Source organism: Micromonospora sp. PTRAS2 (assembly GCF_054052245.1).
On the sequence record NZ_JBSWBU010000002.1, the window covers coordinates 567002 to 586538 of the forward strand.

The following is a 19537-nucleotide window of genomic DNA, read 5'->3' on the forward strand; positions in this document are numbered from 1 at the left end:
CCGCACTCTACCTGGCTGACCTTGACCGCTCCCGGCGTCACATAGCCCAACCCGAGGTCGCTGCGATCCAGGTTCGGCCCCGTGCACGCCCGGTCAACGCGGGGTCGGCGAGTGCGGACGCACGCCGCAACACCACGTCGAATTCCGGGGGAAGCTGGCTGTCCAAGCGATGCTTACGCCGCCACGAAGCCCACCGCGACTGCGCGAGCGCCGCATAGCCGTCAAGGGCCTTGCTCAGCGGCTCACGCACCACCTGCCGGTACTGGGCAACCTGCTGGATGGCCGTCACTAGTTCGTCACCGTCGATATCGTGGCGATTTGAGAGCAGGTAGACATCGGCGAAGTCACGCCAGCGGGTGTTCGCCAGGCCGCGCTGCAACGCCGTCACCAGCTTCTCCGAATACACCATGGCCAACGGGTAGCCCGTTAGGACGATCTCTCCGTCAAGGAGGCGCGGCAGTTTGATCGGTTGCGGCTCCGGCCAGATCGGGTCGCCAACGTTGACATCGACGTGGCAGGTCAGCCGCGCCGCGGAGAGGCTTCCGGTAAGACTGACCCGCACCCCGGCATAGGTGTCGTCATCCCGAATCGTCTCGGCCGTCGCAGCCTCCGCATCGAGCACCAAGCCGTCGTCAAGTTCCACGGCTGCGACATGTCGAACGATGTCGAGCACCTGGCCACTGTCATTCGAGATCCATCGGCCCTGGAGGTCCACGTCCCGCGTGGGGCGCCGGGCGGAGTAGGCAGCCAGCAGCACGCCGCCCTTGAGGACGAGCCTGTGCGCATACTCGGATTGAGCCAGACGGGCGAGGAATCCCTCCAACCCGTAGATCTGGTGCAGCTCGTCGGTCGGCCGGCCAGTACGGCGGGCAAGGTTCTGGAGGTCAAGGTAGACGCAGCCGGCGACAGTGGCCCGCGTCGGACGAACGGTCACAGCAGGATCTCCAGCGCCTCTCGGAGTGGTCGCTCCGCCCTGGGGAAGTTCCGGGCCATCCCCAACAGGCTTGCCGGTGAAGCGTCCCGTCGTCTCAACCACCGCCTGAGCGCCGCGTAGACCAAGTCCGGCCCCTCTCTGTGCCGCAGCCGAACGGCGTCGATGATGCTGCGTTCGGGGCTGTACAGCCCGATGGACGTCTCAGGATCGAGCGGCAACTCCGTACGCCCGATCTGGAACGTGGCGGGATCGAACCAGTGCCAGGCAACCGGCGCGACGGTGACCGGTCGGTGCCGCCCGCGAGGCAACGCGACGTCGATGCGAGCGGGAATCTCGTCGGTCAGGCCGTGGCGAGCCAGGGCGGTGGTCAGGCAGAGCGTAGCCGCTGACGCACGGCGGGCAGTCTCGACGAGGTCAAGGTCCGTTGCCTCGGCGTCACGACGACGGTACAGGCCCCGCCCGAGGGACTCGATGAGTCCTTGATCGCGCAGCTGGTACAGCCGCCACTCAGTAACGCCGGCGGCTAGAGCCTCGGAGTAGCTGAAGGTGGCAGGGAGACGGGCAAGTGCCCTGCCCCCTGCCCCCGACTGATCCACTGAACCCACGGGGAAACTCTATACATGTCAGGGTGATCTGTAGCGGATTTCCCTGGCGCGCCACGCGGGACGCCCGCCCGAGGTCTACGGGAGATCACGCCCGGTCAGGCCACGCAGGAACGCCAGCCCTTCGACGGCGAGCGCGTCGGGGCCGGCGGCGAGGGGCCGCCACACGGACATCGGCACGGCCAGGGCCTCGGCGGTGAACGACTCGATGTTCACCTGGCCGGAGTAGCCGATGCCGGTCAGGGCGTCGAACATCCCCGGCCAGTCGAGGTGGTCGCCGCCGGGCACCCCCCGGTCGTTGCCGCACACCTGGACGTGCGCGAGGTGGCCGCCCGCCAGCCGGATCGCGGCCGGCAGGTCACGTTCCTCGATGTTCAGGTGGAAGGTGTCCAGCGCGAGGCCCAGCCCGGGGACGCCGTCCACCACCTCCAGCGCCTGCTCGACGGTGTTGAGCAGGCTCGTCTCGAACCGGTTGAGCGGTTCGAGGGCGATCGTCACGCCCTGCCCGGCGGCCTCGTCGGCGAGCGGCCGCAGCCGCGCCACGAGGCGGGCGGTGGCGGCCCGCCGGGCGTCCGCGTCGAGCAGCCACCGCCGGCCGGCCGGGGCGTAGAGCGGGCCCGCCACCACGACGGCGCCCACCCGCCCCGCGACCCGCACGCAGTGCCGCACGAATCCTTCCGTACGCCGCACGACCTCCTCGTCGTCGGCGAGCAGGTCGTGCTCGGGCAGCAGGCCCGCGCAGACGGCGGGGGCCAGCTCCAAACCGGCGAGCAGGTCGGCCGCTGACGCGGGATCCCAGTCGCCGGGCGCCTGGACGGTCAGCTCGATGGCGTCGAAGCCCCACGCCCTGATCCGGGGGGCCAACCGGGCGAGCGCCCGGTCGGTCAGCGGGGCCGCCCACGCCCACGTGTTGATGCCGATCCGCATCCGCATCCTCTCGCCGCAAGATCAACAGATCCCGTCGACTGTAGAGGGCCGCCGGTCAGGCGGCGACGCCACGCCGCCCCTGGGCCGCGTCACCCGGAATCGGCAGCTCCTCCACGTGCTGCCATTCCAGGTCGCCGTTCCCCCGCAACGCCGCCTCACCCCAGCACACGCGGAGCAGGCCGGCCTCCGAGTTGCAGGCGTACCCGATCAGCAGCACCTTCGGCTCGACAGGGAGCCGCTCGACGGCCTCCCGCAGCTCCGACCGAGCATCGGCCTCCTGATCGGTGAGCGGCATGAGCGGCAGGGTGTCCTGCTGATAGCGCGGCTCCGGGCCGCACAGGGCGAGCAGGGCGCGGGCGAAGCGGCTGAGGGTACGCTCCGGCCGGGTCCGCGCGATATCGGCGTCGCTCCTGGTGGAGTAGTGCCAGGGCAGCAGCAGGTGCCCTGCGCAGACCGTGATCCTGAACTGGGCACCCGGCGGCCGCAGGTCCGTCACGTCGGGCAACTCCCGGAGGTGCTGGTGCAGTTCCTCGTACTGCACGAGCCAGCGCACGGAACCGAAGGCGTGGTCGCTGGTCATCTCGGACGCCTCCCGGGCATCCATGGCGCGCTCCACCGCCCGCTTGAGGGCCGCCGGGACGCGCTTGCGCAGCGCCACCGCCTGAGCGAACCCGAACTTTTCGATCGACCATCGCGACGGCCCGTCGGCAACACCCACACCGATCACTCCTCGTGTCCTGTCGCACACGTTCCGACATAGACGGTCTCACGAAGGTCGATGCCGGGCCAGGGTCTCACCGCATCCCGGCCACCTCCTGACGGTGGGCCCGCAGCGCGGCGGCGGCCGGATGGTCCGCCGAGCTGGCCGGTGGACGCAGTTTCTCGCCGCGCCATCTCGTAGTGCCCCGCCGCCGCCTTGACCCGGACGCGGAACTGCTCGTCGATCCAGATCAGGCCCCGGTCGAAGAGGTCGTGCACGTCGGCCCGGAGCAGCAGACCGCGATCGGCCGGCGACGATTCGATCGGGTGCCGGCGGTGATGATGCCACAGGCCGGGCCGCCACCGGCATTCGCCTGGGGTGACGGAGAAAAGCTAAGTCGATCTTGAACGTTCTCGGAGCCGTCCGGACCTACAGGGTGACAGAACCACCAAGGGTCCGATGCGGAGGTCGCTGCGTGGTGCATTCCGATAACCGCCTGCTGGGCGACCAACCCGCCCAACCCGAGAAGTCCCCCGCTGCGGATGTCGACTTCGACAGCTTCTTCAAGAAGAACTTCCCGAGCAGCGTCCGGATGCTGATGAAGCTGGGTGCCAGTTACCAGGAGGCGGAGGATGCCGTCTCCTCGGTGATGAGCACTCTCTATCCCCGATTCCACACCGTGGAGCACCCGCCCGCATACGTGCGCGTGGCCGCCACGCGGGCATATATCAAGTACATCGAACGGGAACGGCAGGGCCAGGCCCTTGCCGCCCGCACGGCCCCGGCCGAGATCGCGCCGAAGAACGACCCCGACGTCGACGAACGCGCCTGGGTCCTGCAGCAGCTCCGCGATCTGCCGGCGGCCCAGATGGAGGTCATGGCGCTGACCTTCGATGGATACAGCCCCGCCGAGATCGCCAAGTTGCTGGGGAAGGACCCGCAGACGATACGCACCAATCTCCACCAGGCGCGCCGACGCCTCCGCGGCAGGGCGCAGGAACGCCCGGCGGAGATTCCGGCCCGGCCCCACGAGTCCCCGAAGGAGGTATGAATGAATCCCGCCGAGAACGACCGAGATTACCTGGAGGACGGTTCCACGTTCGACCCGCTTGCCGAGGCGCTGGAGGAGAACGCTCCGGCGCTCCAGCGCTTCCTTCTCAGCGTGGATGCGGTGGCCAGCGAGTTCCTCACCGAGGAAAAGATCGCCAAGAACCTCGCGAGGGTGAAGGACGGGGGACCGGGAAATGCGGCGCCGCCGCCGGAGACCTGGCCGTGGACTGCCCGGAGCCAGGCGGGTGCGCGCGCCGTTCCCGACACGGCATGGCGCACCGACCCGATCGCCGCAAACGCGGAACCGCCCCGGCCGCTGAGCCCCGGGTACGCGCGCCTCAGAGGCAACAGGTGTTACTACCGGGCACACGACGTCAGGGTGACCAGTCTGTTCGTCTCCCTGAGCGGTCAGAGGTACGACCTGGACGACCTCGACGACTTCCGCGTGGCTCGACAACCCATTCGCCCGCCGTTGCTGACCATTCCCCTGATAACCGCGGTCTGGCTCCTACCACTGCCCTGGCAGGGCCACAGCGTCTGGGTCGCGGTCGGCGTGGCGGTGGCCCTCACCGCCTTCGTCCTCTCCTGGCTGCTCTGGCGCAGGCGGCAACGGTCCTACGAGTTGTGGGCCCGCTATCGTGGCCTGACGGTGCAGGTGTTCTGGTCCACGGACGAGGAGACGTTCACCGAGCTGTGCCAGGCCATTCTTGCGGCGAAGGGTGATCGACCGGGCCAGCAACCGGCGGTTCCTCCCGCCGCGCGGCAACCGGCACGGGGTCGACTGGCAGCGATGGTCAGGACACTGCCGCTCACCAGCGGCCCCCGGCCACTGCCGCACGGGACAAGAGTCGGCTGATGAGCGTGGTTGCTTCCCGCACGAGCAGATCGCGGGGCTGGTGGCCCATGCCCGGGTAGGAGCCACCAGCCCACGCGTCGTCCTCAGGCCGCGCCGGTGGTGCCGGCGTCCTGCTCTGGCTTCACGGCCTCGGCCAGCTCCGGCAACCACCGGGTCACGACCCTGAGCAGCCGGTACGCCAGCCACTGCCGTGGAGGATTCGTCGTGCTGAACAGCGCCAGCGCGACCAGACCCGCCACGAGCAGGGCGTACGCCCCGAACAGGCTGATCGTCACCCAGCGGGGGATGCCGAGTTCGCTCGACATGAGGGTGGCGGCAGTGCCGGCCACGCTGATCCCGAGGATCAACTTGGTCGGCGTTGCCCCGCCGCCCGGCGAGAGAGGTGATCTTTCCGTACCCTGTTGGTCAGGTTCGCCCAGGCCTAGACTGGACATGGTGGCTCCGATCCATGTCGTGGGTCCATCACGGGAAACCACAGCCTCCGGCTGCAACCGGGGGCTGTTCCCGTTCGGGGGTCAGCCCAGTGGCCGTGGATCGGCGCTCCGGCGATCGTGACGCCGTGCCGACATCGAGTAGGTCATCCGGCCGCCCTCGGCGTGCAAGATCGTCGAGCCGGCGACACCGATCGGCTACCTCCCGGTTGCCCGAACGGCCCATAGGCGGGCCATTCGCAATCCTATGGGCTTCGACCGCCCCGGCGCAGGGCACCGCGCAGTCGCCCGTGCCGCTACGGTGGCCCGTGTGGCGGATCTTGAGCGGGGCGTCTACGAGCACCTGATCACCCACCATCTCGCCGGGCAGCTCCACCACCTCGACGCCGTGCTCGTCCAGCACCACCCCCTGGACCCCGCCGACTCCCACCACCCCCTGACCCGGCACCTCGCCGCCCTGATCAGCCGCGCGCTCCAGGCCGTCCCCAACGGGGACGACAAGCTGCGCCGCCAGGTCGACCTGACCAACCGGATCGCCGAGGCCGTCGCCGCCCTCAGCCCCATCGCCACCGACCACCACGACCTGGTCGCCGATGCCCGCAACCTGCTGCACGCCATCGCCGCCCCGCCCACCCCGCCCGCGCAGCCGACCTTCCCGGCCCGGCCGACCACCCCGCTCTCCACCGGCGCGCTGCTGGTCAACGGCCGCCACCAGCCGCGCATCGGCCACGAGGTCACCCACGAGATGGCCTCGGCCGAGCGGGTCGACCTGCTGTGCGCGTTCATCAAGTGGCACGGGCTGCGCATCGTCGAGCCGGCCATCCGCGAGCTGATCGGCCGGGGCGGGACGCTGCGCGTCATCACCACCACGTATCTCGGCGCGACCGACCAGCGGGCGCTGGACCGGCTCGCCGAGCTGGGCGCCGAGGTCAAGGTCTCCTACGAGACCAGGACGACCCGCCTGCACGCCAAGGCGTGGCTGTTCCGCCGCGACAACGGCCTGACCACGGCGTACGTCGGGTCGAGCAACCTGTCGAAGGCGGCGCTGGTCGACGGGGTGGAGTGGAACGTCCGCATCTCCGACGTGGAGCAGCCGCACGTCATCGACACGTTCACCGCCACGTTCGAGGACTACTGGAACGATCCGGCGTTCGAGGCGTACGACGCCGGGCGGGACGGCGAGCGGCTGCGGCAGGCGCTCAGCGGGGAGCGGAGCGAGGAATCGCCGACGCAGATCGCGAACCTGGACGTGCGGCCGTACCCGTACCAGGCGGAGATCCTGGCCGAGCTGGACGCGGAGCGGCAGGTGCACGGCCGGCACCGCAACCTGGTGGTGATGGCGACCGGGACCGGCAAGACGGTGGTGGCGGCGCTGGACTACCGGCGGCTAAACAGGAACAAGACCGTCGACTCGCTGCTGTTCGTCGCCCACCAGGAGCAGATCCTGCGGCAGAGCCTGTCGACGTTCCGGCAGGTGGTGGGCGACGGCAGCTTCGGCGAGCTGCTGGTCGGCGGGAGCGAGCCGAGGAACTGGACGCACGTCTTCGCCTCGATCCAGTCGCTGCACCGCCGCGAGTTGGACCCCGGGGCGTACGACATGGTGATCGTCGACGAGTTCCACCACGCGGAGGCGCCGACATACGCGCGGCTGCTGGAGCGGCTGCGTCCGCGCGTACTGCTGGGGCTGACGGCGACCCCCGACCGGGCCGACGGCGGCGACGTGCGGCGGTGGTTCGACGGCCGCGCCGCCGTGGAGCTGCACCTGTGGGAGGCCCTGGAGCGGCAGTTGTTGGCCCCGTTCCAGTATTTCGGGGTGCACGACGAGGTGGACCTGTCGCACCTGCGGTGGCGGCGCGGCCAGGGGTACGACCTGGGCGAGCTGGGCGCGATCTACACCGGCGACGACGCGCGGGCGCGGCTGATCCTGCGGGCCGTGCGGGACACCGTGGACGTGGGGCGGATGCGGGCGCTCGGCTTCTGCGTGAGCATCGGGCACGCCGAGTTCATGGCGGACTGGTTCACTCGGCACGGCGTGCCGTCGGCGGCGGTGACGTCCCGGACGGACCGGGCGGCGCAGCACGGCCTGCTGCGCGACTTCCGGGCCGGGAAGCTGCGGGTGCTGTTCACCGTCGACCTGTTCAACGAGGGCGTCGACCTGCCGATGGTCGACACGATCCTGATGCTGCGGCCCACCGAGAGCGCGACGGTCTTCCTCCAGCAGCTCGGCCGGGGCCTGCGCCTGGACGACGACAAGCCCTGCCTCACGGTGCTGGACTTCATCGGCGGGCAGCACGCCAACTTCCGGTTCGACCTGCGCTGGCGGGCCCTGACCGGGGTCAGCCGGCGGGCGGTCCGGGACGCGGTCGAGCAGGACTTTCCCATGCTGCCCAGCGGCTGCCACGTCGAGCTGGACCGGGTGGCGAAGGAGGTGGTGCTGGCCAACCTCAAGAGCGCCCTGCCCACGTCGAGGAGGGGCCTGGTGGCCGAGCTGCGGCAGCTCGGGGACGTCGACCTCGCCGGTTTCCTGCGGGAGACCGGCCTCGAGGTCGAGGACGTCTACCGGTCGGCTTCGGTCGGCGGGTGGACCGGGCTGCGGCGGCTCGCCGGGCTGGACACCCCGGCCCCCGGCCCGGACGACCGCGAGTTGGGGCGGGCCATCGGGCGGATGCTGCACCTGGATGACGCCGACCGGCTGGACCTGCTGGCCCGGGTCGCCGCCGGTGAGCGGCCGGAGCCGGGACGGCTGTGGGACATGCTGCACTTCGACCTGTGGGGTCCGCAGGCACCGTTGAGCGACCGGGACGCACGGCTCGCGCGGCTGTGGGCGGAGCCGGCGCGCTGCGCCGAGCTGCGGCAGCTCGCCGGGGTGCTGCGGGACCGCATCCACCGGGTCACCGTGCCCGTCGGCGCGCTGCGGGTGCACGCCCGCTACAGCCGCAACGAGGCGTGCGCCGCGTTCGGGATGCCGAACCCGGGGTCGCTGCGGGAGGGGGTGAAGTGGCTGGAGTCCGAGCGGGCGGACCTGTTCTTCGTCACGCTGGTCAAGTCGGAGCGGCACTACTCCCCCACCACCATGTACGCGGACCGGGCCGTCACCGACCGGCTGTTCCAGTGGGAGTCGCAGAGCACCACGTCGGCGGCGTCGGCAACCGGGCAGCGCTACGTCCACCACGCCTCGCACGGCTCGACGGTGCACCTGTTCGTGCGGGAGACGCGGGTGCCGGACCGGGACCTCGGCGCGCCGGCCTACCTGTACGCCGGGCCGATGGCGTACCGGCGGCACACCGGGGACCGGCCGATGCGCATCGTCTGGGAGTTGGCGCATCCGTTGCCGGCCGACCTGTACGCGGCAGCCCGCGCCATCGCCGCATGAACGTCAGCTGTGCTGTGCCCGGTGGAAGACCGGTTGGGTGATCTCCCTGGTGAACTGCGGGCCCACCAGGTAGCGCTTCCCGGGGAGCCAGCCGTGGGAGTTGTCGCCGACCACGACGCCGAGCCCGGTGCGCGGGTCGAAGTCCGCGAACCGCGGGCCGCCGCTGGAGCCGCCGCCCATCACGCACTCGGTGCCCCACTGGCCGGGCGGCTCCGGCCAGTCCTCGGTGGACTGCTGCTCCACCGCCGGGCCCGTGCAGTAGGCGAGGCGTTCACCCGTGTATTCGGGCAGGCCCTCACGGGCCTTGTCCGAGCTGGCCCGTGGGTAGCCGAACTGGTGCACCACCCGCGCGCCGGGCACGTCGTAGCCGATCCGCTGGGCCGCGCCGACGGCGTCCTGCACCCGGCGTCCGTCGCTGTTCGGGTGGAGCACCACGAACGCCTGGTCGTACGAGTCGTAGAGGCTGTCGATCTGGTCGTTACGCAGCCACGTCGAGGGGGCCACCGAAAGACGACCGACGAACGTGCCGTACGGCGCGCCGCCGTCCCGGTAGCCGGGGACGAACAGCACGTTGCTCGACCACTGGTTGTCCTCACCGATCAGGTCGGTGTTGTTCACGCAGTGGGCGGCGGTCACCACGGTGCTGCGGTTGGCGCTGTCGAGCACGGTCGCCGTGCAGCTGCTGTCCTCGCCGTGGTCGGTGAAGAAGAGCCGCCCGACGGTACGCGGGACGGCGTTCGCCCGCGTCCACGGCGCGCCGTCCGGCCTGGCGACGGCCGGCACCTCCGCCGACGGGGTCCTGAGCGCCGCGATCCGCTGCGGAGTCCAGTACGCCAGCACGGCCTGCTGCTCCGCCGCGGTGAAGGCCACGGCGTGGGTGGCGACGGGACCGGGCTTGGCGGCCACGGGCTGTGGGGCGGTCCCGGCCAGGGTGGTCGTCACGAGCACGGTGACCGCGCCCGCGACGCCGATGCGGCTGCGCCAGCCGAAAGTTGGCTTCGATGTCATAGCGGGAGCGTAGAAACGGAATGTCAGGAACTGGTTCGGGATGGTTGAACCGGCCCATCACTCGCGAGGAGATCACCCATGCTCGACCATCTCGGCATCCAGGTCCGCGACGTCCCGGCCAGCGCCGCCTTCTACGACGCCGTCCTCGCGACGCTGGGCGCGCGCCGGCTGATGGAGTTCGGCGACGTGCTCGGCTACGGCAGCGACAAGCCCGACTTCTGGCTGAGCCCCACGACCGCCACGGGCGCCACGGGCGCGGCGCACGAGGCGCACATCGCGTTCACCGCCCCTGACCGGGCGGCCGTGCGGGCGTTCCACGAGGCGGCGGTCGCCGTCGGGGCGGAGGTGCTGCACGCGCCCCGGGTGTGGCCGGAATACCACCCGACCTACTTCGGCGCGTTCGTCCGCGACCCGGACGGCAACAACGTCGAGGCCGTCTGCCACGCCCCGGAGTGACAACGAGACCTTGGACAGTTGTCGTCACCGGCGGACGACAACTGTCCAAGGTCCGGTAGGGGCGGTCGGCGGATGCCCGCGGTCCGGGTAGGAGCGGTCAGCGGACCGGGTCGTGGGTGCCCCGGGGCACGTGCGGCTTGCAGCGGCGCAGCCGCTCGGCGGCCATCCGCCCGCCCACGGCCAGGCCGTGCCGCTCGACGGCGGCCAGCCCGTACGCGCTGCACGTCGGGGTGTAGCGGCACTGGCCCGGCCAGCGGTGCGACAGCCACCGCCGGTAGCCGAGGATCGCGGCCCGGCCGGCCCGGTCGACGACCGGCGCGCGGGTCGCCCCGGCGGCCACCGAGCCGAGGGTGAGCAGGAACGAGAAGAGCCCGAAGTCGCAGCAGTCCGGGCCGTCGCAGTCGCAGTCGGTGCAGGAGTCGACGCCGCGCCGCTTCTTCTTGCGGTGGCGGTCCCGCTTGAGGTTGAGCATGCCGACGATGGTGCGGCACGCGCGCCACCTGACCGAACGGAGGAGTCAGGACCAGACCGTACGGCGCAGCCCCTCGTGGGCGGCGCAGACGTCGGGCCGCCCACCGGTGAGGGTGAGCGCGCCGTCGCGGCACTGCACCAGATAGCCCGTGCCGGCCCAGAAGTCCTGCCCGCAGTCGAAGTAGTCGCAGACCCGCACGTCGGGCCGGCGGATGCGGGAGCCGCCGCAGTAGTCGTACCCGAAGGGGTTGGCCGGCGCGCCGCAGAGCCCGTCGCGCTTCGCGGCCGGCGGGCCGGCGGGCGGCGGCGCGGCGGACGACGCGGCGGTGGACGACGCGGTGCCGTGCCGCGGCCTCGGCGACGCCGTCGGGCCGGGCCGGGCGGTGGGGAGCACGGCCGCCCCGGGGGTGGGCGCTGCGGTGGCGGCGGCGGCGACGTCCGAGCCGGGCCGCACCGGCGGGTCCGACTCGAACAGCGCCACGGGCACCAGCAGCGCCACGGCGGCGGCCACCGCGACGGTACGCCGACCGCCCGGCACGAGGGAGGTGATCCGGGCCTGCGCGGGGGTGGCGATGGCGGGGCGGAACGGGCGCGTCTGGTCGTGTTCGGCGATCAGCTCGTCGAGCTGCGCCAGGACCGCGCCCCGCTGCTCGATGGCCTCGGCGAAGGCCAGGGTGAGGGTGAACCGGAACTCCGCGGCGGCGTCGGCGGGCAGCAGCAGGCCGGAGGTGCGCCGCCGGTCGAGGACCTGGATCAGCGTGACCGGCGCCGCCGGGTCGTGGGCCAGACCGGTCATCCTCCCGTACGCCCAGTCGCGCCGGCCCCGCCCGCCGAGCAGGACGAGGCGGCGGTCGGTGAGCACGGCGAGGCCGGCGTCGGTGACCTTGACCCCGTCGGGGCGGCGGTGGTGCAGCGCGGACCGGCCGGGGTCGACGCACAGGTCGGGGGCGGGGAGCACGGCGGTGTGCCGCAGCTCGACCAGTTGCACGGCGGGCAGCGCCCAGAACACCCGCTCGCCGGGGGCGAGCTCCAGGGGCAGGCCGGCCCCGGCGGTGGCCTGCCGGCCGAAGTCGGCCGCCGCCGCGCGCAGCCGCCGCAGCTCGTCGTCGCGTCGCCGCCAGGCCCGCTCGGCGTCGCGGTACGTCCGCTGCCGCCGCTCGTTCTGCCGGTGCGCCCACCGGTACCGCCACGTGGGGGCCGCCGAAGGCCGCCAGGTGGAACCCGTCGAATCAGTCTTCGCCACGCCGACTCCTTCGCCGCGCGAGCCACCAACCGGGGTGTCACCGGGATCAACGGCAGCGACGAACCAGACGGACCCACCAAAACAGGCTAATCACCCGATCGGTGGACCAAACAGCACGGTAGGCGGATGACAGCGCGTCGATTCACGTTCCCCGCCGGGAACCGTGTGGGGAGGTGGATCACTGGGTATCGCCTTCCGCAGCCGGGCGCGGCAGGCGTGCCGGCACCGCCGACGCCGAGGAGGAGCCGTGGCCGACCCGGACCAGCACCCGCGCGTGGTGATCGGGGTCGACATCGGCACCACCAGCACCAAGAGCGTCGCGTACGACACCGACGGGCGACAGCTCGCCAGCCACTCGGTGGGCTACCCGCTGGACGAGCCGCAGCCCGGCTACGCCGAGCAGGACCCGCTGCTGATCTTTGACGCGGTGGTGGAGACGGTCCGCGCGGTGGTGGCCGAGCTGCCCGGGCCGGTCGCGGGGCTGTCGTTCAGCACGGCGATGCACAGCCTGATCGGGCTGGACCCCGACGGGCAGCCGCTGACCCCGTCGGTGACGTGGGCGGACTCCCGCGCCAGCCGGCAGGCCGAACGGCTGCGCGCCGCGCGGTCGGGGCTGGCGCTGCACCGGCGCACCGGCACCCCGGTGCACCCGATGGCGCCGCTGCCGAAGCTGGTCTGGTTCGCCGAGCAGGAGCCGAAGCTGTTCGAGCAGGTCGCGCACTGGGTCGGCATCAAGGACTACGTGCTGCTGCGGCTGTGCGAGGCCCTGGTCACCGACCACTCGGTCGCGTCCGCCAGCGGCCTGATGGACATCCAGACCCGCGCCTGGGACGCCGAGGCGCTGCGCATCGCGGGCATCACCGAGGAGCAGCTGCCGCAGCTCGTGGCGACCACCATGGTCCTGCCGGGGCTCACCGCCGAGTACGCCGCCGCCACCGGCCTGCCCGCGGACACCCCGATCGTGGTCGGGGCCGGGGACGGGCCGCTGGCCAACCTGGGGCTCGGCGCGGTGCATCCGGGCGTCGTGGCCTGCTCGATCGGCACCAGCGGGGCGATGCGGGTGATGGTCGAACGCCCCGCCGTGGACCCGCTCGGCGGGGTGTTCTGCTACGCGCTGACCGAGGACCGCTGGGTCGTCGGGGGCGCGATCAACAACGGCGGGATCGTGCTCCAGTGGGCCGGCGACGCCCTCGCCCCCGAGCTGGGCGAGGACTCCGAGGAGGAGCTGCTCGCCCTGGCCGCCCGCGCCCCCGTCGGCTCCGGCGGGCTGATCATGCTGCCGTACCTGCTCAGCGAGCGCGCGCCGCACTGGAGCGCGCTGCCGCGCGGGGCGTACGTGGGGCTGACCCACGGCCACCGCCGCGAGCACCTGGTCCGGGCGGCCCTGGAGGGGGTCTGCCAGCAGCTCGCCCTGGTGCTGGCGTCGGTGCGGTCCGCCGGCAACGAGGTGCGGGAGGTGCGGGCCAGCGGCGGGTTCGCCCGCAGCCCGCTGTGGCGGCAGCTGCTCGCCGACGCCCTCGGCATGCCGGTGCGCTTCCCCGCCGGGCACGAGGGGTCCAGCTTCGGCGCGGCGCTGCTGGGCATGCAGGCCCTCGGCCTGATCGCGTCCGTCGACGTCGCCGCCGACCTGGTCCGCATCGACGAGACGATACGCCCCGACCCGGCCGCCGCCGCCACGTACGCCGCGCTGCTCCCCCTGCACGCCGAGCTGTACGACGCGCTCGTCCCGACGTTCACGTCGCTGCGGCGGCTGGCCCCGAGCCTCCCGCCGGAGCCACCACCCACCGCCCCACCCATGTGATCGCCCGTGCCGCCGCCGGCACGGACGCCGTCCGAAGGTCGTGATAACCGTGGTCACACTGCTCGCCGCACCGGCGGAACCCCTCACCGACGCCGGTGACGCCCAACTGATCGTCGCGGCCGTCCTGGGCATCGCCGCGGTGGTGGTCCTGATCGCCTGGGGCAAGGTCCATCCGTTCCTGGCGCTGATCCTCGGCGCGGGCGTGCTCGGCGTCGCCGCCGGGGTGGGTGCCGAGGCGATCGTCACCTCGTTCAGCGGCGGCGTCGGCTCCACCGTCGGCGGGGTGGGACTGCTGATCGCCCTGGGTGCGATGATCGGCGGCCTGCTCGCCGAGTCCGGCGGCGCGGACGGCATCGTCACCCGCATCGTCGACCGGGTCTCCGGCCGGGGGCTGCCGTGGGCGATGGCCGGGGTGGCCGCCCTGATCGGCCTGCCGCTGTTCTTCGAGGTCGGCGTGGTGCTGCTGGTGCCGATCGTGCTGCTGGTCGCGAAACGTACCGGCGTGTCGCTGATGAAGGTCGGCATCCCGGCGCTGGCCGGCCTGTCGGTGCTGCACGGCCTGGTGCCGCCGCACCCGGGGCCTCTGGTGGCGATCTCGTCGCTCAACGCCGACCTGGGCCTCACGCTGGGGCTGGGCCTGCTGATCGCCATCCCGACGGTGATCGTCGCCGGCCCGGTCTTCGGCAACATGATCTCCCGGTACGTGCCCGCGACCATTCCTGAGGCCCTCCTGCCGACCCGCACGCCGGCCGCCGTCGGCGGGGTGGAGCGGGGGGCTGCGGAGCGGGGAGCGGCCGGGCCGGGGGCTGCCGGGCGGCGGCAGGCCGACGTGGACGGCGAGCTGCTCACCGAGGACGACCTGGTCAACCCGGGCACCGGCCGCCCCGGCGCGCCCGTGGACGACTCCGGGACCGAGACCGCCCGGCGGGCCCCGAAGTTCTGGCCGGCGGTGATCACGGTGCTGCTGCCGGTGGTGCTGATGCTGCTGCGGGCCATCGGCGAGCTGACCCTGGCCGAGGACACCGCGGGCCGCCGGGTCCTCGACATCATCGGCACCCCGATCGTGGCGCTGCTGGCCGGGGTGATCGTGGCCATGTTCACCCTCGGCTTCCAGGCCGGCTTCAGCCGCAAGCAGGTCTCGTCGGTGCTCGGCGGGTCGCTGCCGCCGATCGCGGGCATCCTGCTGATCGTCGCGGCCGGCGGCGGGTTCAAGCAGGTGCTGGTGGACGCCGGCGTGGGCAACCTGGTCGCCGACGCGGCGAAGGACGCCAGCCTGTCGCCGCTGCTGCTGGGCTGGCTGGTCGCCGTCGGCATCCGGGTCGCGACGGGTTCGGCGACGGTGGCCACGATCACCGCCGCCGGCATCGTCGCCCCGCTCGCCACGACCATGGACCGGCCGGGGGTCGCCCTGCTGGCCCTGGCGATCGGCTGCGGGTCGCTGTTCTTCTCGCACGTGAACGACGCCGGTTTCTGGCTCGTGAAGGAGTACTTCGGACTCACCGTCGGGCAGACCATCAAGAGCTGGTCGGTGCTGGAGACGATCATCTCGGTGGTCGGCTTCGCGGGCGTGCTGCTGCTTGACCTGCTGCTGTGACCTGCCGTTGTGACCTGCGGGCGGTGGGCGGCCTGCTCGCCAGTGCCGGCCGGAGGTGGGGATGGTCGTCGCGCTCCCTAGGGAGCTGATGTCGTGGATGATTCAGATCGGGGTCTCCAGACAGGCCCCCGGCCGGGAGCACGCCGCAATCAGACCGGGCGCACGCCCGGTGCCCGACGGTGATGTCGTAAACGACTCAGCTCCCTAGGGGCCGGAAGGACCGAGGCCGGAAGGACCGAGGCCGGACCACCATGGACCCGCCCTGCCCCGGCCGGCGCGGGCCCGCGCCGGGCGATGACCAAGCCAACAGTGGGGCGACGGCGCCGAGGCGAGCCGCCCGAAGTCCGCACCGGGCCGACCAGCCGGGCGACGGCCGGCGGTGGCGTGACGGAAGCCGGGGCGCGTCGGGTGGACGCCGGGCGGGGGGTCAGGTGCGGTTGCGGGCCGCTGGGGTGAGGGCGGCGCGCAGGCCGGCGAGGCCGGTGGGGCGACCGTACCGCCAGCCCTGGCCGTGCACGCAGCCGATCGCGGTGACCGCCTCGTGCTGCCGGTCGGTTTCCACCCCCTCGGCCACCACGGTCAGGTCGAACGCGTCGGCGAGCCGGGTCACCATTTCCACCGTGGCGTACGCGCGGGAGTCCTCGCCGAGCCGGGCCACGAACGACCGGTCGATCTTCAGCTCGGTGGCCGGGATGCGGTGCAGGTAGCTCAGCGACGAGTAGCCGGTGCCGAAGTCGTCGATGGCGATGCGGATGCCCAGCTCGCGGAGCTGGCGCAGCCGGTCGAGCACGGCGTCGCTGCCCTCGATCAGGGCAGACTCGGTCAGCTCCAGGGTGAGCGCGCGGGGAGCGAGGCCGGCGCCGGCGGTGGCCGAGGTGACGGTGGCGATGAGGTCGGGTCGGCGCAGGTGCGCGGCGGCGATGTTGACCGCGACGGTGGCGTCCGGGTTGCGGTCCCGCCAGGTGGCGGCGGCCCGGCACGCCTCGTGGATCACCCAGCGGTCGATCGGCAGGATCAGCCCGGTCTCCTCGGCCAGCGGCAGGAACCGGGCGGGGGTGAGCAGCCCCAGCCGGGGGTGCCGCCAGCGCACCAGCGCCTCCGCGCTGCGCACCTCGCCGGTGGCCAGGTCGACGATCGGCTGGTATTCCAGGTGCAGCTGCTCCTCGTCGACGGCGCGACGCAGGTCGGCGATCAGCTCGGCGCGGCCCACCGCCGCCTCCCGCAGCGCGGCCGTGCACGTGCGGTACGCGGACTTGCCGGCCGCCTTGGCCGCGTACATGGCGATGTCGGCGTCGCGGAGTAGGTCGGTGTGGGAGGCGTGCTGCGGACCGTACTCGGCGATGCCGATGCTGGCCGAGGGGTGCACGCCGGCCTCCTCCTCGCCGGGGGAGGGTTGCAGGGCGTCGAGCAGCCGTTCGGCCAGGTGCTCGGGGCGGACCTCCCGGTCGCCGTCGACGAGGACGGCGAACTCGTCGCCGCCGAGCCGGACGACGGTGCCGTCGTCGGCCACGGCCGCCTTCATCCGGCCGGCGATGCTGGTCAGCAGGTCGTCGCCGGTGACGTGCCCGAACCGGTCGTTGACCTGCTTGAAGCCGTCCAGGTCGAGCAGCAGGACGGCGACCGGGGGCCCGTCGCGCAGCGCCCGGCGCAGCCGGCGGGTGAAGGTCAACCGGTTGGGCAGGCCGGTGAGCTGGTCGGTGTAGGCGAGGCGGCGCAGCCGGGCGACCAGCCGCAGGTTCTCGTTGGCGGCCAGCCCCTGCCGCAGCGCGAGCACCCCGAGCAGGGCCATCATGCCGACGAAGACCAGGTGCGGGGTCTGTCCGGTGGGCCGGCGGGCCAGCACCACCGCCACGATCGCGCCGCCCACCGGCAGGTAGGGCAGGGCGACGCGCCACCACGGCGGCAGCGGCGCCTCGACGGCCTCCTCGGCGGCGTCCCAGGCCGGGGGCGGCGGATAGTGGGCGGCGACGCCGATCAGCAGGTAGCTCAGCGGCCAGCACACGTCGATCGGATGGCCGGGGGCGTAGCTGCCGTGGGCGAACAGGGAGACGTACGCGGCGTCGGCGACCGCCCGGGTGCCCAGGCTCGCCCCGATCGCGGCGAGCGGCCGCCACATCGGGCGGGCCGGGCCGGCCACCGCGACGAGGATGGTCAGCTGCATCAGGTCGAGCATCGGGTAGAGCAGCCCGAAGGTGCGCACCGGGTCGGCCAGGTCGGCGTCGGCGATGTCCCGGAACACCACCACCCAGCCGATCGGGATGAGGGCGAGCCCGACGATCACCCCGTCGAGCACGGTGCGGGCCCGACCGACGGCGTTGCGGGACGTGGCGGCGCAGCAGAGCAGCGCGGCGGTGCCGGTGCCGATGCCGAGGGTGAACAGCGCGCCGATGAGCACCGTGTGCGGCAGGGCGTCGTCGCCGAGCCGCTGGACCGTCCACACCGTCCGGCCGAGGGCGGCGAGGCCCATGGTGACGGCGAGCAGCACCCAGAACCGGCGCAGCGGCGCCGGGTGCCGGCGGGCGGCCCGGACGCAGGCGTGGCCGGCCCAGCCCGCCACGGCGATCGCGGTGAGGTCGCTGACCAGGGCCGCGCCGGGCAGGGCGACGGCCAGCCAGGTCAGCTCGACGAGCAGGATCGCCGCGGCCACGGCGAGCCCGGCCCGGCCGGGCCGGGCCGCCCCGGCGGGAGCCGCGCAGGCGGGACGTGCGTCGTGGGGCAGCACAGTGTCGTCCGGCTCTCTCTCCTGCGCGCACCCTCGACGGCGAGGACCGGTGATTGACGGCGAACCACGAAAGCGTAGCCAGCGGCAGGGCGGGCCGCCAGGCGGGTGCACAGAGGACGGTGGCGCGGCTCCGGCCGGCGCGACCGTCAGGCGAGCCGCCCGAAGATCGGGTGGGGACTGATCTGAACCCGGGGCTCGGGCTTGCCGTACCACCGGGCGGCGCGGATCGCCTTCATCGCCGCCTTGCGCCGCTCGGTGTCCATCCGGTCGATGAACAGCACACCGTCGAGGTGGTCGGTCTCGTGTTGCAGGCACCGGGCCAGGTAGCCGGAGCCGACGACCTGCACCGGGTCGCCGTGCCGGCTGTATCCCTTGGCCACCACGTTCATGCGGCGCCTGGTGTCGAAGTAGAGACCGGGCATCGACAGGCAGCCCTCGGGTCCGTCCTGCTCCTCCTCGTCGGGGAAGCGCAGCACCGGGTTGACGAGGTGCCCCTTCAGGTTTTCGACGTGGTAGACGAAGACGCGCAGCCCGATGCCGAGTTGCGGGGCCGCGAGGCCGGCGCCCCGCTCGTCGTCCAGCGTGTCGGTGAGGTCGCGGACGAGCCGGTGCAGCTCCTTGTCGAAGGTGGTCACCTCCTCGGCCGGCTGGGTGAGGACCGGATCGCCGAGCAGGCGTACAGGCAGGACGGCCATGGGGGTTCCTCTCGGGTTGGCTTGACCCTCTGTTTGCAAAGCACGATACTTTGCAAGGTGACCGACGCGCAGACCCCCGACGAAACCGACGCGCCGCAGCAGGGCGGGTTCGACCGGGTGGCTGAGGAGGCCCTGAACCATCCCGTGCGGGCGGCGCTGCTCGACCTCGTCCGCCGGCGCGGCACCCTCACCGCCACCGAGGCCGCCCGCGAGCTGGGCGGCAACAGCGGCCAGCACTCGTTCCACCTGCGGCAACTCGCCCGCTACGGGTTCATCGAGGAGGCGCCGCACGGCCCCGGCCGGGTGCGCCCGTGGCGGCTGGCCGCCCCCGTCGCCGAGCCGGAGCCGCAGGAGGAGCTGTCCGGCCTGGCCCGGGGGCTGGAGGACGAGGCCTACCGCAACTGGCTCGCCCAGCGCGACCGGGCACCGCAGCGGTGGCGGCACGACGAGGCGTTCAGCCAGGTCCTCTACCTCACGCCCCGCGAGCTGACCGAAATCGGCGCCGCCGTCCGGGAGCTCGTCAACCGCTACCGGCACCGGGAGCACCGGCCGCTGACCCGGCCACCGGGCTCCGCGCCCGTCGCGGTCGTGGCCCGCCTGTTCCCGCTCCTCGAACCGGACCTCGCCGGGCCGGGCGGGGACCCTTCCGGCGACACCGACCCGCAGAGCTGAAC

Annotated in this window: 18 protein-coding genes; 7 read left to right on the top strand and 11 right to left on the bottom strand. The window is 72.7% G+C overall.

The window, feature by feature from the left end:
• Positions 1–37 precede the first annotated feature (37 nt).
• The 5 genes from ACVMYR_RS08485 to ACVMYR_RS08505 all read right to left on the bottom strand — a co-directional run bounded on the left by ACVMYR_RS08485 (position 38) and on the right by ACVMYR_RS08505 (position 3513).
• Complete coding sequence (locus ACVMYR_RS08485; RefSeq protein ID WP_457121490.1) at positions 38–934, bottom strand: nucleotidyl transferase AbiEii/AbiGii toxin family protein; 897 nt, start codon at positions 932–934, stop codon at positions 38–40.
• Complete coding sequence (locus tag ACVMYR_RS08490; RefSeq protein WP_457121491.1) at positions 931–1539, bottom strand: type IV toxin-antitoxin system AbiEi family antitoxin domain-containing protein; 609 nt, start codon at positions 1537–1539, stop codon at positions 931–933. Before ACVMYR_RS08490 ends, ACVMYR_RS08485 begins: the two co-directional genes overlap by 4 nt.
• 75 nt (positions 1540–1614) lie before the next feature.
• A complete protein-coding gene (locus ACVMYR_RS08495) occupies positions 1615–2463 on the bottom strand; it encodes a sugar phosphate isomerase/epimerase family protein (protein ID WP_457121492.1) in 849 nt (282 codons plus the stop codon).
• A gap of 55 nt (positions 2464–2518) precedes the next feature.
• Positions 2519–3121, bottom strand: coding sequence for a hypothetical protein (locus ACVMYR_RS08500; protein WP_457121493.1), 603 nt, complete (start codon positions 3119–3121; stop codon positions 2519–2521).
• Positions 3122–3186: 65 nt separating this feature from the next.
• A complete protein-coding gene (locus tag ACVMYR_RS08505) occupies positions 3187–3513 on the bottom strand; it encodes a hypothetical protein (protein ID WP_457121730.1) in 327 nt (108 codons plus the stop codon).
• A gap of 125 nt (positions 3514–3638) precedes the next feature.
• On the opposite strand from ACVMYR_RS08505, the gene ACVMYR_RS08510 reads away from it, so the two are divergent.
• Positions 3639–4214 carry an RNA polymerase sigma factor gene (locus tag ACVMYR_RS08510; RefSeq protein WP_457121494.1) on the top strand — a complete coding sequence of 192 codons (576 nt, stop codon included), beginning with the start codon at positions 3639–3641 and terminating at the stop codon, positions 4212–4214.
• Positions 4215–5069, top strand: a complete 855-nt coding sequence (locus ACVMYR_RS08515) for a DUF6232 family protein (RefSeq protein WP_457121495.1) — start codon at positions 4215–4217, stop codon at positions 5067–5069.
• A gap of 83 nt (positions 5070–5152) precedes the next feature.
• Here the strand turns inward: ACVMYR_RS08515 and ACVMYR_RS08520 are convergent, their stop codons facing one another.
• Positions 5153–5398 (bottom strand): hypothetical protein, encoded by a 246-nt coding sequence (locus tag ACVMYR_RS08520; protein ID WP_457121496.1) that lies wholly within the window; start codon positions 5396–5398, stop codon positions 5153–5155.
• 412 nt (positions 5399–5810) lie between these two features.
• Between ACVMYR_RS08520 and ACVMYR_RS08525 the strand changes: the two genes are divergently transcribed.
• Entirely contained in the window at positions 5811–8873 is a 3063-nt protein-coding gene (locus ACVMYR_RS08525; RefSeq protein WP_457121497.1) for a DUF3427 domain-containing protein, read from the top strand.
• Between the two features lie 3 nt (positions 8874–8876).
• Here ACVMYR_RS08525 and ACVMYR_RS08530 read toward each other — a convergent pair whose 3' ends face one another.
• A complete protein-coding gene (locus ACVMYR_RS08530) occupies positions 8877–9881 on the bottom strand; it encodes a trypsin-like serine peptidase (protein ID WP_457121498.1) in 1005 nt (334 codons plus the stop codon).
• Between the two features lie 78 nt (positions 9882–9959).
• Between ACVMYR_RS08530 and ACVMYR_RS08535 the strand changes: the two genes are divergently transcribed.
• Complete coding sequence (locus ACVMYR_RS08535) at positions 9960–10337, top strand: VOC family protein (RefSeq protein WP_077936443.1); 378 nt, start codon at positions 9960–9962, stop codon at positions 10335–10337.
• 97 nt (positions 10338–10434) lie between these two features.
• Here ACVMYR_RS08535 and yidD read toward each other — a convergent pair whose 3' ends face one another.
• Together yidD and ACVMYR_RS08545 are read right to left on the bottom strand one after the other, a co-directional pair.
• The gene (gene yidD / locus ACVMYR_RS08540; protein WP_077936442.1) at positions 10435–10809 is read right to left on the bottom strand and encodes a membrane protein insertion efficiency factor YidD; all 375 of its coding nucleotides are present in this window, start codon (positions 10807–10809) and stop codon (positions 10435–10437) included.
• 45 nt (positions 10810–10854) lie between these two features.
• Positions 10855–12051, bottom strand: a complete 1197-nt coding sequence (locus tag ACVMYR_RS08545; protein WP_091274190.1) for a hypothetical protein — start codon at positions 12049–12051, stop codon at positions 10855–10857.
• A 247-nt stretch (positions 12052–12298) separates the two neighbouring features.
• On the opposite strand from ACVMYR_RS08545, the gene ACVMYR_RS08550 reads away from it, so the two are divergent.
• Positions 12299–13852, top strand: coding sequence for a gluconokinase (locus ACVMYR_RS08550; RefSeq protein ID WP_457121499.1), 1554 nt, complete (start codon positions 12299–12301; stop codon positions 13850–13852).
• Positions 13853–13901: 49 nt separating this feature from the next.
• Complete coding sequence (locus ACVMYR_RS08555; protein WP_457121500.1) at positions 13902–15446, top strand: GntT/GntP/DsdX family permease; 1545 nt, start codon at positions 13902–13904, stop codon at positions 15444–15446.
• 427 nt (positions 15447–15873) lie between these two features.
• Here ACVMYR_RS08555 and ACVMYR_RS08560 read toward each other — a convergent pair whose 3' ends face one another.
• Positions 15874–18168 (bottom strand): putative bifunctional diguanylate cyclase/phosphodiesterase, encoded by a 2295-nt coding sequence (locus tag ACVMYR_RS08560; protein ID WP_457121501.1) that lies wholly within the window; start codon positions 18166–18168, stop codon positions 15874–15876.
• Between the two features lie 146 nt (positions 18169–18314).
• Positions 18315–18863 (bottom strand): peptide deformylase, encoded by a 549-nt coding sequence (gene def / locus ACVMYR_RS08565; RefSeq protein WP_091274183.1) that lies wholly within the window; start codon positions 18861–18863, stop codon positions 18315–18317.
• A 57-nt stretch (positions 18864–18920) separates the two neighbouring features.
• Here def and ACVMYR_RS08570 point away from each other — a divergent pair, with 57 nt between their 5' ends.
• The gene (locus ACVMYR_RS08570) at positions 18921–19535 is read left to right on the top strand and encodes a winged helix-turn-helix domain-containing protein (protein WP_457121502.1); all 615 of its coding nucleotides are present in this window, start codon (positions 18921–18923) and stop codon (positions 19533–19535) included.
• The last annotated feature ends 2 nt before the right edge of the window (positions 19536–19537 follow it).